Origin of the sequence: Marivita cryptomonadis (genome assembly GCF_002115725.1) — a bacterium.
GTDB classification, from domain to species: Bacteria; Pseudomonadota; Alphaproteobacteria; order Rhodobacterales; family Rhodobacteraceae; genus Marivita; species Marivita cryptomonadis.
In genome coordinates, this window is the sequence record NZ_JFKD01000005.1 from 93,462 (window position 1) to 108,691 (window position 15,230).

At 60.0% G+C, this 15,230-nt stretch carries 14 protein-coding genes; 10 read left to right on the forward strand and 4 right to left on the reverse strand.

The features are described from left to right. The first annotated feature begins 46 nt into the window (after positions 1-46). From MCRY_RS07175 to MCRY_RS07200, 6 genes are all read left to right on the forward strand, one after another. Complete coding sequence (locus MCRY_RS07175) at positions 47-748, forward strand: GntR family transcriptional regulator (protein WP_085628960.1); 702 nt, start codon at positions 47-49, stop codon at positions 746-748. A gap of 35 nt (positions 749-783) precedes the next feature. Next, positions 784-1,875: a Gfo/Idh/MocA family protein gene (locus MCRY_RS07180; protein WP_085628811.1), complete on the forward strand. Its 1,092-nt coding sequence runs from the start codon at positions 784-786 to the stop codon at positions 1,873-1,875. 167 nt (positions 1,876-2,042) lie between these two features. Continuing rightward, on the forward strand, positions 2,043-5,237 hold the full coding sequence (locus MCRY_RS07185) for an Ig-like domain-containing protein (protein ID WP_085628812.1): 3,195 nt from the start codon (positions 2,043-2,045) through the stop codon (positions 5,235-5,237). 82 nt (positions 5,238-5,319) lie between these two features. After that, the gene (locus MCRY_RS07190; RefSeq protein ID WP_171046028.1) at positions 5,320-6,651 is read left to right on the forward strand and encodes a TolC family protein; all 1,332 of its coding nucleotides are present in this window, start codon (positions 5,320-5,322) and stop codon (positions 6,649-6,651) included. Between the two features lie 56 nt (positions 6,652-6,707). Then, positions 6,708-8,867, forward strand: coding sequence for a type I secretion system permease/ATPase (locus MCRY_RS07195; RefSeq protein WP_085628961.1), 2,160 nt, complete (start codon positions 6,708-6,710; stop codon positions 8,865-8,867). 3 nt (positions 8,868-8,870) lie between these two features. After that, on the forward strand, positions 8,871-10,052 hold the full coding sequence (locus MCRY_RS07200; RefSeq protein ID WP_085628814.1) for a beta-barrel domain-containing protein: 1,182 nt from the start codon (positions 8,871-8,873) through the stop codon (positions 10,050-10,052). Between the two features lie 354 nt (positions 10,053-10,406). On the opposite strand, the gene dtd is transcribed toward MCRY_RS07200, so the two are convergent. From dtd to MCRY_RS07215, 3 genes are all read right to left on the reverse strand, one after another. Continuing rightward, complete coding sequence (dtd, locus tag MCRY_RS07205; RefSeq protein WP_085628815.1) at positions 10,407-10,850, reverse strand: D-aminoacyl-tRNA deacylase; 444 nt, start codon at positions 10,848-10,850, stop codon at positions 10,407-10,409. Beyond that, positions 10,851-11,813, reverse strand: a complete 963-nt coding sequence (locus tag MCRY_RS07210) for an acetyl-CoA carboxylase carboxyltransferase subunit alpha (RefSeq protein WP_085628816.1) — start codon at positions 11,811-11,813, stop codon at positions 10,851-10,853. It abuts the gene before it with no gap. Positions 11,814-11,889: 76 nt separating this feature from the next. After that, complete coding sequence (locus MCRY_RS07215) at positions 11,890-12,486, reverse strand: LysE family translocator (protein ID WP_085628817.1); 597 nt, start codon at positions 12,484-12,486, stop codon at positions 11,890-11,892. Positions 12,487-12,559: 73 nt separating this feature from the next. On the opposite strand from MCRY_RS07215, the gene MCRY_RS07220 reads away from it, so the two are divergent. From MCRY_RS07220 to MCRY_RS07230, 3 genes are all read left to right on the forward strand, one after another. Then, positions 12,560-13,012, forward strand: coding sequence for an Lrp/AsnC family transcriptional regulator (locus tag MCRY_RS07220; protein ID WP_085628818.1), 453 nt, complete (start codon positions 12,560-12,562; stop codon positions 13,010-13,012). Between the two features lie 108 nt (positions 13,013-13,120). After that, positions 13,121-13,288: a hypothetical protein gene (locus MCRY_RS22830; RefSeq protein ID WP_171046029.1), complete on the forward strand. Its 168-nt coding sequence runs from the start codon at positions 13,121-13,123 to the stop codon at positions 13,286-13,288. A gap of 66 nt (positions 13,289-13,354) precedes the next feature. Then, positions 13,355-13,849 (forward strand): lytic transglycosylase domain-containing protein, encoded by a 495-nt coding sequence (locus MCRY_RS07230; RefSeq protein WP_085628962.1) that lies wholly within the window; start codon positions 13,355-13,357, stop codon positions 13,847-13,849. Between the two features lie 29 nt (positions 13,850-13,878). On the opposite strand, the gene MCRY_RS07235 is transcribed toward MCRY_RS07230, so the two are convergent. After that, a complete protein-coding gene (locus MCRY_RS07235) occupies positions 13,879-14,811 on the reverse strand; it encodes a LysR substrate-binding domain-containing protein (RefSeq protein WP_085628820.1) in 933 nt (310 codons plus the stop codon). A gap of 110 nt (positions 14,812-14,921) precedes the next feature. Between MCRY_RS07235 and MCRY_RS07240 the strand changes: the two genes are divergently transcribed. Beyond that, positions 14,922-15,203, forward strand: a complete 282-nt coding sequence (locus MCRY_RS07240; protein ID WP_085628821.1) for a hypothetical protein — start codon at positions 14,922-14,924, stop codon at positions 15,201-15,203. The last annotated feature ends 27 nt before the right edge of the window (positions 15,204-15,230 follow it).

Genomic DNA, 15,230 nt, shown 5'->3' on the forward strand with positions numbered 1-15,230 from the left:
CCGCTAAAAATGTAGATCAATAGTGTATCAATTTTTGGTGCGAGAAATGTCCGACACCCACGCCTTGCCGAAATATGTCCAGATCAGTGAGCTGCTGATCCGGGATATTCAGGCTGGCCGTTTGGTCGATGGTGAACGCCTGCCACCCGAACGGGACATGGCGGCGCGCCTTGGCATTTCCGTGGGGACGCTGCGCAAATCGTTGGATGAATTGACCGCGCTGGGCTTGCTGGAGCGGGTTCAAGGCTCGGGCAATTATGTTTGTGCACAAGAAGATACGCAGTCGGTTTACGCCTTTTTCCGGGTTGAGCTGATCGAAGGAGGGGGCTTGCCAACGGCAGAATTGCTTTCGGTGGATCGTCTGCCCAAGCCCGAAGCTTTGCCGGGGTTTGGCGCCTCTTCCGACGGTCACCGGATTCGCCGGTTGCGGCGTCTTAATGGTGTGCCTGCCGTGCTTGAGGAGATCTGGCTTGATGGCAGTTACGTCGATCAGATCGATGCCGTCGCGCTACGCGAGTCGCTGTACCTTTATTACCGGGAATCGCTGGGGCTCTGGATCACCAAGGCGGTGGACAGGCTTGATCTGGCGGCGGTGCCCGATTGGGCGCCTGTCAGCTTTGGCCTGTCCGCTGGGCAGTCCTGCATGCGGGCGACACGGGTCAGCTATGGCCCCGAGGGCGAGGCGGCGGAGGCCTCGTGGAACTGGATCAACACAGACGTCGCGCGCTATGTCGCGCGCATCACTTAGGGCGCTTCATGACGCGCATCACCTGAAGGACCACCATGAAAATCATCAATTACGGCATCATCGGATGTGGCATGATGGGGCAGGAACACCTGCGCAATATCGCCCTGCTGGACGGCGCACGGGTGGCGGCGATCTTTGAGCCGGACGAGATCATGGCGGCTGCCGCCAAGGCGATTGCGCCCAACGCTAAACTTGAGGCGTCGATCGAAGACCTGCTGTCGCGCAATGATCTGGACTGTCTGCTGGTCGCCAGCCCAAACCACCGCCACATTGACGCGCTGGAGCGGATTGCGGAACTGAACCCGTTGCCGCTGTTGATGGAAAAGCCGCTTTACACCGATCCCGCCGACATCGCGCGGGTCGAGGCGATTGCCGCCCATTACCCCGCGCCGATCTGGGTGGCGATGGAATACCGCTATATGCCCCCGGTCCAGACCTTTGCTGAGGAAGCGCAGCGCGCCACGGGTGGGGTCAAGATGCTCACCATCCGAGAGCATCGTTTTCCCTTTCTGCACAAGGTGGGCGACTGGAACCGCTTTAATCGCAATACCGGGGGCACTCTGGTCGAGAAGTGCTGCCACTTCTTTGACTTGATGCGCTTGATCCTTGGCTCCGATCCGGTCCGCGTGACGGCCAGTGCCGGGCAAGAAGTTAACCATTTGGACGAGACTTATGATGGCGAGGTGCCGGACATCTGGGACAGTGCCTATGTGATTGTCGATTTCGCCAATGGCGCGCGGGCGATGCTTGAGCTGTGCATGTATGCCGAAGGCTCGCGCTATCAGGAAGAGATCAGCGCGGTTGGCCCGAACGGCAAGATCGAGGCCTTTGTTCCCGGTCCAGGGCGGTTCTGGCCGACGCATCTCGGCGCGCCGCCGGTGGCGCAGGTGATCATCTCTCCGCGTCATCCGAAGGGGCCGCAAGCGGTCGATATTCCGGTCGATCCGACGATCCTTGATGCGGGAGATCACAATGGATCGACCTTCTATCAGCACGCCCGCTTCCTTGATCTGGTGCGAAACGGGGGGGCGCCGGAGGTGTCAATAGCGGACGGCGCTTGGGCTGTCAGGATGGGCATTGCTGCGCAGAATTCCGCCCAATCTCATAGCGTTATCGACAGGATCTGACCGCATACCAAGCGGGTTTTTCGCGCAACACTCTATAGGAAAGGGGAAAAAAACGAAATTTCGCCATAATCTCTGCTTTGATCAAATTGTTTTTTCATCTATCAAAAGATAGAGCAAAAATAAGCCGAACCCGAAAACGGGCGGCGTTGAGGTAGAGCGGTGTGGTTATGAATGCGATTAATTTCGTGGTCCGTACGAGTGCGGGCGCGGTCGAACGCGGTGTAGTTGGTGCAGAGGATCTGGGATACCTGATCGACGCTTCCGGTGGCCGCGAAATCTCCCTCAATCTGCATCGATCGGATTTGCGCAGTTATGATCGCGCGGAAAACGATCTGCATATCCTGCTTGCGGACGGCCGGGTGATTGTCTTGGAAGACTATTTCGCGTCAGGCGGAAGTCGTCTTTTCCTCAGCACTGATGGCGTTTTGAGCGAAGTGGCCTTTGCCGAGGGCGACGGTGGGGCGCTGTTCGCGCAATATGCCGATGTCGCGGCCTGGGGAAAATGGAGCCCAGACGACGCACTGGTTTTCTTTGATCTCGCTGAAGTGGTCGCGGCGGATTACGTCGCCGCCGAAGACGAAGGCGGCGTTTCGATGTTGGCAGCAGGTCTGTTGGCTGGCAGCGGCATGCTGCCGTGGCTGGCCGGCGGCGCGGCGGTTGCGACTGGCGCCGCTGTGATCGGCGGCAGCGGTGAAGGCGGCGGAGATGGTGGCGGACTTGTCGGTAACAATGGCGAAAGCGGTGGCCCCCGCGCTCCGACCGTCAATGACGGCGAGTACGTAATCGGTGGCGATGGCCTGACTGAAGAAGACCGCACGGTGCTGGTCAGCGGCACCGCAAACGAGGGCGACACGGTTGTCGTCGTCATCGGCGATAATACAGAAACCACGACCACCGGGTCCGACGGGACATGGGAAGTGGTCTTCGAGGGACCGAACTTCCCGCCTGATGGCGAATACGAGGTGGATGTAAAGGTCACGGGCACAGACGGCGAAACCGATCTGGACGGCCCCACAGTGATCATCGACACCACACCCCCGCCGGTGGCGATCACCAGCGGCACCACGGCGACGGGTGACATCATCACCGACAGTGAATTCGACGGTGGCACAACAGTCACCGGCACCACAGAGATCGGTGCATCGGTTGTGCTCATTGCAGGTGGCGTCAGCCATGTTGCTGATGTGGATGCACAAGGCAACTGGAGCGTGACGCTCAGCAGTTCGACCTTTGAACGCGGCGAGTATATCGAGAACATCACGGTCATTGCGACCGACAGCTTCAACAATTCGACCACGATCAATGACGGGATCGAGATCGACACGGTTTCGGGCGTGACGATCAACACCACGACCATCGAAACCGATGGCATCATCAACGCGGAAGAGCGCAACGACGGCGTTCAGATCACCGGCACAACTGATGCCGGATCGACCGTGGTGGTGGAAATGAACGGCTACACCCGGACCGCCTTTGTTGATGCGCAGGGCAACTGGTCGGTGACGTTTACCGCCACCGAGATCCCGGTTGGCGAACAAAACCTGACGATCAACGCCACCTCGACTGACGAGGTGGGTAACACCAGCAGCGCAACCGGGCAGGTCGTGCTGGACACATGGGTGCGCAATTTCGACATCACAAGCCAAGCGGGCGGTGCAGACGGCATCGTGAACGCCGAAGAAGCCGCGCAGGGCATGGTGGTCACTGGAACTACCGAGCCGGGCGCTTCGGTTTCCGTGAACCTCGGCGGTGTGTCGCGCAGCGCGAGCGTCGATGCGCAAGGCAACTGGACTGTGACCTTCACGGCCAACGAACTGCCCAGCGGCGAACAGACAGCGACCCTCACGGCCAGCTCGACGGACCTTGCGGGCAACACGGCAATCGAGACCCGCAATGTCATCTTCGACACGGATGCAGGCCTTCTTACGATCAGCCCCGCGCCGATCGAAACCGATGACATCATCAACCAGGCCGAAGCCTCGGACGGTGTTGTGATCACAGGTACATCGACCCCGTTTGCGATGGTCGACGTCACTTTGGACGGGGTCAGCAAGACGGTGCAGACCGACGGGTTCGGCACATGGCGCGCAAACTATGCCGCGGGCGAAATCCGCCCCGGCGAGTACGAGGCACAGATCACCGCCTATACTGTTGATGCGGCGGGCAATGAACTGACGCGGTCCGACACTGTGATGGTCGACACTTTTGTGCGCAACTTTGCGGTCAGCGCGAACCCGGTGACCGCCGACAACATCGTGAACGAGGCTGAACAGGGCCAAGGCGTAACGCTGAGCGGCACGACAGAGCCGGGCGCCACCGTGACCGTGGTTGTCGAAGGCATCAGCCGCGTTGCCAGTGTAGATACTGCGGGCAACTGGAGCGCGCGGTTCTCGAGCCTTGATCTGCCGGATGGGACATACACCACCACGGCGCAGATCAGCACCGAAGATCGGGCGGGCAACACCGCGACTACCTCCAAGACCTTCCAAGTTGACACCGAAGTCGTGCCGCTGACCTCGACCAGCCAGCCGGGTGGTGCGGATGGCGTTGTCAGCGAGGCCGAGGCGGCGCAGGGCTTTACCCTGACCGGTCAGGTCGAACAGGGTTCGACCGTCGAAGTGACCATTGGTGGTCAGCGCATGACCGCACAGGTCAGTGGCAGTACATGGTCCGTGGCGGTTCCTGCCAGCGTGATCCCGACCGCAGATGGTGACAACGTGTCGATCCAGATCGCGGCAACCGACCGCGCAGGCAACACCAAGTCGATCACCGAAACGATGGTGGTGGACAACGTTGCGCCCGACGCGCCCGACATGACGGCGATTACTTGGGATCAAACCCAGGCACCGCGTGGTATTATCCTTGAGACATCGGACCATGACGTGTCCATTGTGCGGGTTGGTGCTGGAGGGGCGCAGACTGTTGCGTTCAACGAGCAGGACAACAGTTTCACTGGCGAAACCAGCTATACCTTCAACAATGTTGTGCCGGACGGGTCGCACCTTGTGGTCACGGCAACCGACAATGCGGGCAACAGCACTGGCACCTACGTGGTGCTTGGTGACCCGGATGTCAGCCGCAGCAACGTGAGCCTTGCAAGCAATATCGGTGGGCGCGAGATCGATACGATCGACCTAGAGTTCACCGAAGAGGCGACACTGACCATCACCGAGGCGCAGATTGTTGCCATGACAGGCGAGGACAACACCGTCCGCGTGTTGGGCAACTCGGACGAAACGGTGCGCATCACCGGAGCGACCCGCACAGGCGCGCGGTTCGAGGATGGAAAGAACTTCGACGTCTACGAACTGGGCGACGCCACGGTTCTGATCGACGACGACATCAACAACGTCACAATCTGAGCAAGAGGATAGACTGTTCGGGCCATTCAGCGATGGCCCGGGCCCCGAAACAAAAAAAGCCAAAGGCGGGGGCTCGATCGACATGAGGCAGAATACAAGGGTCATGGCAGGGGCGGTGCTTGCCGTAACGGCTCTTTCGGGATGCATGCAGGACATGGGCACCGGGACAGTGTCGCGGTTCCTGTCCGCACAGCCGGACGCGCGCGCAGACATCTCAGGTGAGACCAAGACCGCCGCTCCGAAAGCGGAAGCGGTGCAGGATGTATCCCCCGTTATTGCAGAGCTTGCGGCGCGGCAAAGCGTTCTGACGCCCGGCAGCCCCTATGCCGAAGTGGCGGCAGGTGTCTTGGCCGCAGATGCCCGTGTGGCCGAAGCGGAATTGCAGGTTGCGCAACTGCGCGCCGAAGCAGCCTCCAAGAACTGGTGGCCTACGATTTCCCCGCGCGTTTCGTTGACTTCGCTGGGTGATCTTGTCGCCGATCTGGTCATCAATCAGGTGTTGTTCGACAATGGCCGCAAGAAGGCCGAGCGCGATCTGGCGAAAGCGGATGTCGAACTGGCGGCCGTCGCTCTGTCGGAAAGCAGCAATGATCGCGTGTATGACGGTCTGGTTCTCTTTCTTCAGGCCGAAGAGGGCCGTGCGGCAGCCGACCTTTATGGTCAGGCGCTTAAAGACATGAGCCATTTCGAATGGGTGATGAACGAACGCGTCAAAGGCGGTGTGTCAGATTTTTCGGATCTCAACGTGTTGAAACAGAAACTGGCGGACCTGCGTGCCCGCGATGCTGCGGCCCGCGAAAAAACGACCCGCGCGGTGGCAGAGCTGAACGCAATGTCTGCGGTGTCGCTTGCTGGTCAGCGCGGCTTGCGTGGCATGGGCAGTACGCCGTCGGATCAGTCGCTGGATGTGCTGCGTGCCAAAGTCGAACGCGACCGGCAATTGGCACAGGCCAAGATCGCCCGTGCCGCGCATTTGCCGGGCCTGTCGGCAGGCGGCAGTCTGCGCAATGGCGGCGAAGGTCTGTCTTTGAGCGCCAGCACTGAACAGATGTTGGGCATCGGAACAGGCGCATCGCTGCAAGCGATTGAGGCCACCAAGATCACAGCAGACCGTAAGGTGACCGAGGCCGAAGACATCTCGCGCCGGGCTATCGAAGCCGATCAGCGCACCATCGCCGCGCTGAAACGGCAGGCCGCCGAGGCCGAAGGCCTGACGTCACAAGCCAAGACCAATCTCGACCTGTTCCAGCGCCAATACGATGCAGGCACGCGTCAGGTGATGGATGTGGTCAGCGTCTACGAGACCTTTCTGCGGGCGCTGGAAAAACAACTCGACCTTAAGTTTCAGGCCGCACGTGCCGAACTGGACGCCGCCAAACGGCTTGGCGTTCTTGCCGATGGAGCAAAGATTTGAGCGGCGTTAGTAACATCACCCTGCTGTCGGGGCGCGCCAAGAACGCTGTTCTGCGCATGGTCCCGCAAGGGATCAAACCAGCCAACGAACCCAAACGTGCGCCGCGCTATTCCGACCGTGTTCGCGCCCGAACCGAACTGATCCGCACCTATGCGGGCCGTCTGGGCCTGACCACGGTAGCATCCGACATCACCGAAGCCATTGGCCTGCATCAGGACCAGAATGGGCTTGTGGGCGAAGCAGCGCTGATCGCTGGCGCCAAAGCGGCTGGCATGTTGGCGCAAGGGCTGCATGTCCCGCGCCCGACGCCCGACCATTGGCCGGCGATTGCGCTTATGACCAACGGTCAGGCGGTGCTCGTGCTGTCTCAGGACCGCATGACACTTTCGGTTTGGGATCCGGCGGCCAAAGACAAGGTCGAACGCGTCGACGTGGCCGAATTCGCGCCCTTCTACAGCGGTGTTCTGGTGCGTGGCGAAGCACCTGTGCAAACGCTGGTGGACACGCACACAGATGCCGGTCTCAAGAGCCATTGGTTCTGGGGAAGTTTCAGCAATTACACCCGTCAATTCGGTGAGGTCGCAGTCGGATCGTTTGTCGCCAACATCCTTGCTCTGTCTGTCGCGCTGTTCTCGCTTCAGGTTTATGACCGTGTGATCCCCCACCAATCTTCGGCCACCCTTTGGGTGCTGGCCATCGGTGCCGCAATGGCGCTGATGTTGGAGGCGTTTCTCAAGGTCGCCCGTTCTACGCTGTTGGATGGGGCGGGGCGGCAGATCGAAACCGGTGTGCAGCAGACGCTGTTGAACCGGCTTTTGGGCATGCGCTCTGACGCGGCGGGGCGGTCGCCCTCGCAGCTTTTTGCATCGATGCGCGAGTTTTCGTCGGTCCGTGAATTCTTCACAGCCTCGACCGTTGGGGCGCTTGCGGACATTCCGTTCATTGTGCTCTTCCTGCTGATGGTCTGGTCCATCGCGGGCAGCGTCGTCTGGGTTCTGGTTGCCGGTGCCGTGCTGATGGTGATCCCGGGGTTCTTCCTGCAAAAGAAGATGATCCGCATCACCCGCGAAATGCAGGGTGCGTCCACCAAGCAATCGCGGTTGCTCAATGAAACGGTGACCGAGCTTGATACGATCAAGACCCAACGCGCCGAAGATCGCTTTGCCCGCCAGTGGGAAGAGCTGACATCGGTGCAGGCGCTGAAATCCTCCGAACAACGCCGCCTTGCCGCAGCGTTGACCTTCTGGAGCCAAGGCGTGCAGCAGGCCACCTATGTGGGTGCCGTGATCGCGGGGACCTATCTTGTCTTTGCCGGCGAGTTCTCAGTGGGCTCGATCATTGCCGTGGGCATCCTGACTTCTCGCACGCTGGCACCTTTGACCCAACTGTCCGGCATCATGGCGCGGTGGGGTAACGTCAAGGCGGCGCTGGACGCTCTGGACGGGATCGCGGCGCTGCCGCAGGATCGGTCGGACAATCGCAAATACCTGCGGCGGGAAAAGTTGGAAGGGCGGTTCGAACTGCGCGAAGTCACCTTCCGCTACGACGACGAAAGCCCGTCGGTTCTGGATATCCCGAGCCTGGTGATTCAACCGGGTCAAACCCTGGCAATCCTTGGAACAAACGGGTCTGGCAAGTCCACCCTGCTCAAGATGCTGTCGGGTCTTTATGCACCCACGTCCGGATCGATTCTGGTCGACGGCACCGATATGAACCAGATCGACATGCGCGATGTTCGCCGGTCTCTTGGGTATCTCGGTCAGGACGTTCGGCTGTTCCACGGAAATCTGCGAGACAACCTGAACCTCAACATGATGGAGCGTGATGACGACCGTCTGTTCGAAGCGCTTGATTTCGCGGGTCTGGGTCAGTTCGTCAAAGGCCATCCGCAAGGGCTCGACCTGCCCATTCGGGATGGCGGCGAAGGGCTGTCTGTCGGGCAGCGCCAATCCATCGGCTGGGCGCGGCTGTGGCTGCAGGACCCCGATGTGTGCCTGCTGGACGAACCGACCGCGGCGCTGGACCAGACGCTGGAAAAGACGCTGATCTCGCGGCTCGAGACATGGCTTGCCGATCGCACCGCAATTGTCGCCACCCACCGCGTGCCGATCCTTGCCCTTGCCGACCGCACAAGTGTGCTGGCGTCGGGACGGCTGGTGGTTGATGGCCCGCGCGATCAGGTGCTCGATCACCTGCGCACGGCACAGGGGGCGTAAGCGATGGCTGTCAGCACAACCGATCTGAACGCCCAGCTAGGCCGCCGGCTGCGCGGCCCATCGATGATCATCTGGCTGTCGGGTGCGGCGGTGTGGCTCTTCATCATCTGGGCGGCCTATGCGTGGATCGACGAGATCGTGCGCGCCGATGGCGAATTCATCTCGACCTCTCGGCCGCAGATCATCCAGAACCTCGAAGGCGGTATCTTGGCGGAATTGCTGGTCAAGGAAGGCGACGAAGTGATGCGTGGCGACGTGCTTGCCCGCTTGTACGGGACGCAGTTCCGGTCCTCAGTCGATGATCTTGAAGACCAGATCACCGCGCTGGACATCCGCCGTTTGCGGATCGAGGCGGAAATGGCCGGGCTGGTGCAATTCGAAATCCCGTGGGAACTGCGGGAACGCAGCCCGGAAATGGCCGCTTCAGAACAGGCGCTTCTGGCGGCGCGGCAGCTTGATTTCAACTCGCGCTATGATGGCGCGCGCCGCGTGCTGGAACAGGCGACGCAGGAAAAGACCCTGATGGAGAACCTTCTGGACAAGAAGGTGGTCGCGCTGATCGAAGTGACCCGTGCCCGCAAGGCGCATGCGGACGCACAGATCAAGATGGACGAGATCATCACCCAAACAGAATTGACCCGCGCGCAGGAATATTCCGAGACGCTCAAGGAACTGGCGACGCTGCGCCAGAACCTGCGGTCTTCCCAGGACCAGTTGAACAGGACAGTGCTGGTGAGCCCGATGCATGGCGTGGTCAACAAGCTGGGCGTGACCACAATTGGCGGCGTGGTGCGCCCGGGCGAGGAGATCCTGCAGATTATCCCTCTGGGTGAAGAGCTCTATGTCGAGGCCAAAGTCGCGCCAGAGAATATCGCGGGTATTCGGCCGGGGCAGGAGGCGACAATCAAGCTTTCGGCCTATGACTTCACTATCTTCGGCTCGCTCAAGGGTCGGGTCGACGTGATCTCGGCCGACACGTTCAAGGACGAACGCCGGCCAGAAGCCCCTGCGCATTACAAGGTGACGGTGCGGGTCGACAAGACATCACTGTCTGACCGGCAGCGGCAATTGGAAATTCGCCCCGGCATGCAGGCGACGGTCGAGTTGCACACCGGCGAGAAGACGGTGCTGCAATACCTCTTGAAACCGCTTTACAAAACCCGCGAGGCGCTGCGCGAACCCTGAGGACATGCCGGGCTGCGCCCCCCATGACAGGTTGTCTCGCCTGCGGCTCGGGCGTGTGGGGCTGTGACGTCCAAGACGGCGTCGGGATTTTGGTCTTTGGTGTGTTTGCATATTTAAAAAAAAGAAGAAGACGGGGGTGGTCCACCCCACCCAAGGCACCGTGTTCGAGCGAGGCTCTTGGTCGACCTCGGGTTGGGGCTTCTCCTTTTACGGTCATCGGCATGCCTGCCTGTACCGTAGGGCCATCAATATCCGGTCAAGTTTAATTGAGAGTTAAGGCGCATGCGCCATGCTCTGCTTCTTCTTTTTCCAAATATGCAAAAGCTCGGGTGAAAAATGCCAAACCGGTTGTGGTCAGTCCGCGGTGTCCATCCAGATCGTGACCGGTCCGTCATTCAGTAGCCGCACGTTCATATCTGCGCCGAAGCGCCCTTTGGCGACAGGGATGCCTTGCGCTGCCACCTGAGAGGCGAAGTACTCATAGAGACGATTGCCGTCCTCGGGTGACGCAGCGGTGGAAAAACCGGGGCGGTTGCCGCGGGAGGTGTCTGCGGCGAGGGTGAACTGGCTCACCACCAACGCGCTGCCCTCGATGTCGCGCAGCGAGCGGTTCATGCGTCCTTCGTCGTCTTTGAAGATGCGCAGCTTGGCAATCTTCGCTGCCAGTTTGTCGGCTTGCGCCTCGGTGTCGCCCTGCATGGCGCAGATCAGGATCAGCAGGCCTTCGTTGATCTCGCCCAGCACCTCACCGTCGACGGTGACGGAGGCTTCGGAGACCCTTTGGATCAGGGCGCGCATTCAGGCAGCCAGCCCCTTGGTGCCGATGTCGAGGAACTTGCGACGACGGTCTGTCACCAGCTTTTTGGGCGAGAGATCGGACAGGTCGTTCAGCATACCGCGCAGGGCTTTGCCCACCGATTGGATTGTCTGCTCGCGGCCGCGATGTGCGCCGCCCAAAGGTTCGGAAATCACTTGGTCAGCCACGCCAAGGTTCAGCAAGTCTTGCGCAGTCAGGCGCAGGGCCTCGGCGGCTTCGCGCATTTTTTCAGCGTCTTTCCAGAGGATCGAGGCGCAGCCTTCGGGTGAGATCACTGAGTAGACCGAGTGTTCGAGCATTGCCACGCGGTTGGCTGTGGCAAACGCCACCGCCCCACCGGACCCACCTTCGCCGATGACAACAGAGATCACCGGCACACCGATTTGCAGGCATTTTTCGGTCGAGCGGGCAATTGCTTCGGACTGGCCGCGTTCCTCGGCGCCTTTGCCGGGATAGGCGCCGGGGGTGTCGACGAGGGTCAGTACCGGGATGCGAAAACGGTCTGCGAGATCCATCAGGCGCACGGCCTTGCGATATCCTTCGGGGCGGGCCATGCCGAAATTTCGCTTGAGGCGGCTTTCGGTGTCATGGCCCTTTTCGTGGCCGATGATGACCACCGGCTGATCGTCGAACCGCGCAAGGCCACCCATGACCGCATCGTCATCGGCAAAGTTTCGGTCGCCGGCGAGCGGTGTGTATTCGGAAAAGAGCGCGTCGATGTAATCTTTGCAATGCGGGCGTTCGGGGTGTCGGGCGATTTGGCATTTCCGCCACGGCGTGAGTTTCTTGTAGAGATCCTTGAGCAGCGCTTGCGCCTTGGCATCAAGTGCGCGGGCCTCGTCTTCGATGTCCATCTCGTCATTTTTGCGGGCCATTGCGCGCAGTTCTTCGGCTTTGCCTTCGATTTCGGCCAGCGGTTTTTCAAAATCGAGATAGTTGGTCATGGTCAGTTGTTGCCCTGTTGCCTGTGGCTGGCGGTTTATATGACCGTCCGGGCGGCGATTTGCAATCGGAACCCGGTCAGGTCCACATAACCGGAACGAGAGACGCCACAAGCAATGCCGCCATCGCCCAGTTGAAGATCCGCAACCGTGTCGGACGGTTGAGCAGGCGGCGCAACTGCTGGCCGATGACGGTCCATGTTGTCGTTGATATGCAGCCCATCGCGACATAGGTGCCCGCGACCCAGAGCACTGCGACGATATCGCGTCCGGTGGCGTAGAGGGTGATCGCGCCAAGGGCCATCGACCAGGCTTTGGGGTTGACCCATTGGAAGGCGGCAGCCTGCACGAAGGACAGGGGTTTGCTTCCCGTTTTGGGTGCGCCATCGGGCGGCGCGGCATTTGCGATGCGCCATGCGAGATAGAGCATGTAGAGCACCGACAGCACCTTGAGGATGGTGTAGGAGAGCGGCCACAGGTCGAAGACCTGCATCACGCCAAGGCCCACGGGCACGATCATCATCGGAAAGCCGAGGCCCACGCCCAGCATATGCGGGATCGAGCGGCGGAAGCCGAAATTCGCCCCCGATGTCATCAACATGAGGTTGTTTGGGCCCGGTGTGATGACTGTGACAAGAGCGAAGCCTGCGAGGGCGAGGAAGAGATCGGGTGTCATCCCGGCAATATGTGACGAATGGGCTGCGCAGAGATTGCTTTTTTATGCCGCCTTGGTGTAATTTTCGCAACTAATGAGTGATATTGATCAAATAGATCGTCAGATATTGCGTGTGTTGTCCCGTGATGGCCGTATCAGCAATCTGGCCCTTGCCGAACGGGTTGGACTTTCGCCGTCGGCCTGTCTGCGACGGGTCAGTGCGTTGGAGCGGTCCGGCGTCATCGCGGGTTATCGGGCGGTGCTCAGCCCCGAGAAAACCGGGATCGGGTTCGTGGCCTATGTCACTGTGGGATTGAGTCAGCACACCAAAGCGGCACAAGAGGCGTTCGAGCGCGCCATTTCGCGCAGCCCCGAGGTACGAGAGTGTCACAATATCACCGGGTCGGTCGAGTATCTCTTGCGTGTCGAGGCGGCGGATCTGGCAGCGTACAAGCATTTCCACACGGAAGTGCTGGGGGTCTTGCCTCAGGTCAATGCGATCACATCCTACGTGGTAATGGGGTCTCCCAAGGATGAGCGGGCCTGAACAGCCATGCACCATGTGCATGTCGCGGCTGTGTCTTTGGCTCTGGTGTCAAAGCTCTACGGTCATAGGTTGAAGGGCAAGGGAGGGACACACAGATCGGAGCGTCCCATGTCACGCCATTTACTCAACCACACCAGCCAGCCCAACCGGATCGCCGCCGAAGATGCGCTGCGCATTCTGACCGAAGCTTGGGCGTATTACACGCCGCTTCCCACCTTGGTGACCGAGCAGTCCAGCCAGCCCTCGCCGGTGTTCGAGGAGTATTACGCGGCCTGAGCAAAGCTTTGCCTATGGATGGAAGACAGGATTGCCTTGCGGCCGGCTTCGTCGCAAGGCTGGCACATGAAACACTTGCGTCTTGTCTCATCTGTGTTGTGCGTTGCGGTTCTCCTCGCCGCCTGTTCGACCACCCCGTCTGAGCCAGCGGTGGAAACCGTTTCGACCCGGAACCTGTACCCGAATGAAACACCGGAGTTGCGGACGCTGATTGTTGCAGCGGCGCAGGAGAACGATATCCCGGTCTCCTTGGTGCAAAGGGTCGTGATCCGGGAAAGCACACATCGGCCCGACGCGCGCAATGGGCCGTATTTCGGGCTGATGCAAATCCTGCCTGCGACCGCGCGGTCGATGGGGTTTCGCGGCGCGCCATCTGACCTTTTGGATGCACAGACCAACCTGAGATACGCGGTGCGCTATTTGCGCGGGGCATGGCTTGTATCCGGTGGCGACGAGGCCGAGGCGGTTGGGTGGTATGCGCGCGGATATTATTTCGAGGCCAAGCGTCTTGGGCTACTGGATGAAACCGGTGTGCATGGGCGCAAGGATTGGTCGCAATAGACCTGAAGTTTTGGGCTGCTTGGCGCTGGCTAAACGGCAAGTGATGCCATCACCTGCTGCGCGGCTGCCCGGTCGGTTTGCGCGCTGTCAAACGCCCAGGACTTGAAGGCATCGACTTTTGGAGTGTTCCATTTCTCACGCCCCCCAAGAATGCAGATACCACCAAAGGGTGATGGGCAAACCAGCTTTGGAAACAGGGCAACCAAAGCTCCGCTTTCGAATTCTTCGCGGCAGAGGACCAAATCTGCCATGACCACACCAACGCCCATGACTGCGGCCTTTGTCGCGATGTCGATGTTAGAGAAGGCTTGCCCGGATTTGGGGTCGACGCCGTTTGGCGCAAAGGTGTTTGCCCATGCGATCCAATCCGAATGTGATCGCGTTTCATGCAGCAATTCGCATCTTGTGAGGTCTTCTGGCGATGTCACAGATCGGTCACGACGGTATCCCGGAGCGCAGGCGGGTGTCAGAAGGGTTGGGAACAGGGGCAGCACCTTGAGATCCGGGGCGCGGTTCGGCCAATTCGTGACGGAGAACCCGATATCTGCGTCGCTGGGATCAAAACCGCGGTCGGCGTAGAAGTCTGTTGTGAGTTTCAGGCGAAACTCGGGATAGGCCGTTTGGAAGGTTTCAAGTCTGGGCAGAAGCCATCTGATCGAGGTGCCGGGGGGGCAGATCACCCGCAGCTCTGTCGCGCTTTGCGACAACCGATCTGTTTCGCGGGCGATTTGCTCGAATGCGTCGGTCAAAACGGGCAGCAGCTGCTGACCCGCTTCGGTCAGGCGCACACCTTGAGGCTGGCGCACAAACAGCGGAATGCCCAGATGGTCTTCAAGCAGTTTGACATGACGGCTGATTGCGCCCCGGGTGACGTGCAACTCGTTGCTTGCGCCGATGAAGCCGCCATGCCGAGCCGCTGCTTCAAAGGCTTTCAGCGCGTTCAATGGGGGCAGCTTGGGCATGGATAGGGTCAGGTTTCCTAATCTAAAGGGGCGGATAACTTGGTTTGCAGCCAGAACGGCGCGTGAGGCATCCTTGCAATGAAGACCCGATATTGCAAAGGAAATAGAAGATGACGTTCCTCAATAGCCAAGGCGCGCGAACAATTTTCCCGATGGCCTGGGTTTCCAGCCTGTTCGAAAAACTCACGCTTATCCAGAATAATGCGGAAGTCGACGCACATCTCTTGCGACACATCGAAAGATTGGCGCTCACTGCACCGCATGTCTTGGCGGATATCGGATTTGAACGGGATGATCGTGCGTCCTTGTCCACCCAAACTGTATGGCGCAAGGGGCGGTTTCGGATCACCCTGATACAGGGTGCCCCGACCGTGGTCCTGAACGTGGAGTGAGGGGATCAGAGTCTTCGTACGAAGACT

What these genes read in the sequence shown, in the direction of transcription:
- MCRY_RS07175 (WP_085628960.1), top strand. Translation starts at nt 47, where the DNA reads ATGTCCGACACCCACGCCTTGCCGAAATATGTCCAGATCAGTGAGCTG.
- MCRY_RS07180 (WP_085628811.1), top strand. Translation starts at nt 784, where the DNA reads ATGAAAATCATCAATTACGGCATCATCGGATGTGGCATGATGGGGCAG.
- MCRY_RS07185 (WP_085628812.1), top strand. Translation starts at nt 2,043, where the DNA reads ATGAATGCGATTAATTTCGTGGTCCGTACGAGTGCGGGCGCGGTCGAA.
- MCRY_RS07190 (WP_171046028.1), top strand. Translation starts at nt 5,320, where the DNA reads ATGAGGCAGAATACAAGGGTCATGGCAGGGGCGGTGCTTGCCGTAACG.
- MCRY_RS07195 (WP_085628961.1), top strand. Translation starts at nt 6,708, where the DNA reads ATGGTCCCGCAAGGGATCAAACCAGCCAACGAACCCAAACGTGCGCCG.
- MCRY_RS07200 (WP_085628814.1), top strand. Translation starts at nt 8,871, where the DNA reads ATGGCTGTCAGCACAACCGATCTGAACGCCCAGCTAGGCCGCCGGCTG.
- dtd (WP_085628815.1), bottom strand. Translation starts at nt 10,850, where the DNA reads ATGCGCGCCCTGATCCAAAGGGTCTCCGAAGCCTCCGTCACCGTCGAC.
- MCRY_RS07210 (WP_085628816.1), bottom strand. Translation starts at nt 11,813, where the DNA reads ATGACCAACTATCTCGATTTTGAAAAACCGCTGGCCGAAATCGAAGGC.
- MCRY_RS07215 (WP_085628817.1), bottom strand. Translation starts at nt 12,486, where the DNA reads ATGACACCCGATCTCTTCCTCGCCCTCGCAGGCTTCGCTCTTGTCACA.
- MCRY_RS07220 (WP_085628818.1), top strand. Translation starts at nt 12,560, where the DNA reads ATGAGTGATATTGATCAAATAGATCGTCAGATATTGCGTGTGTTGTCC.
- MCRY_RS22830 (WP_171046029.1), top strand. Translation starts at nt 13,121, where the DNA reads ATGTCACGCCATTTACTCAACCACACCAGCCAGCCCAACCGGATCGCC.
- MCRY_RS07230 (WP_085628962.1), top strand. Translation starts at nt 13,355, where the DNA reads ATGAAACACTTGCGTCTTGTCTCATCTGTGTTGTGCGTTGCGGTTCTC.
- MCRY_RS07235 (WP_085628820.1), bottom strand. Translation starts at nt 14,811, where the DNA reads ATGCCCAAGCTGCCCCCATTGAACGCGCTGAAAGCCTTTGAAGCAGCG.
- MCRY_RS07240 (WP_085628821.1), top strand. Translation starts at nt 14,922, where the DNA reads ATGACGTTCCTCAATAGCCAAGGCGCGCGAACAATTTTCCCGATGGCC.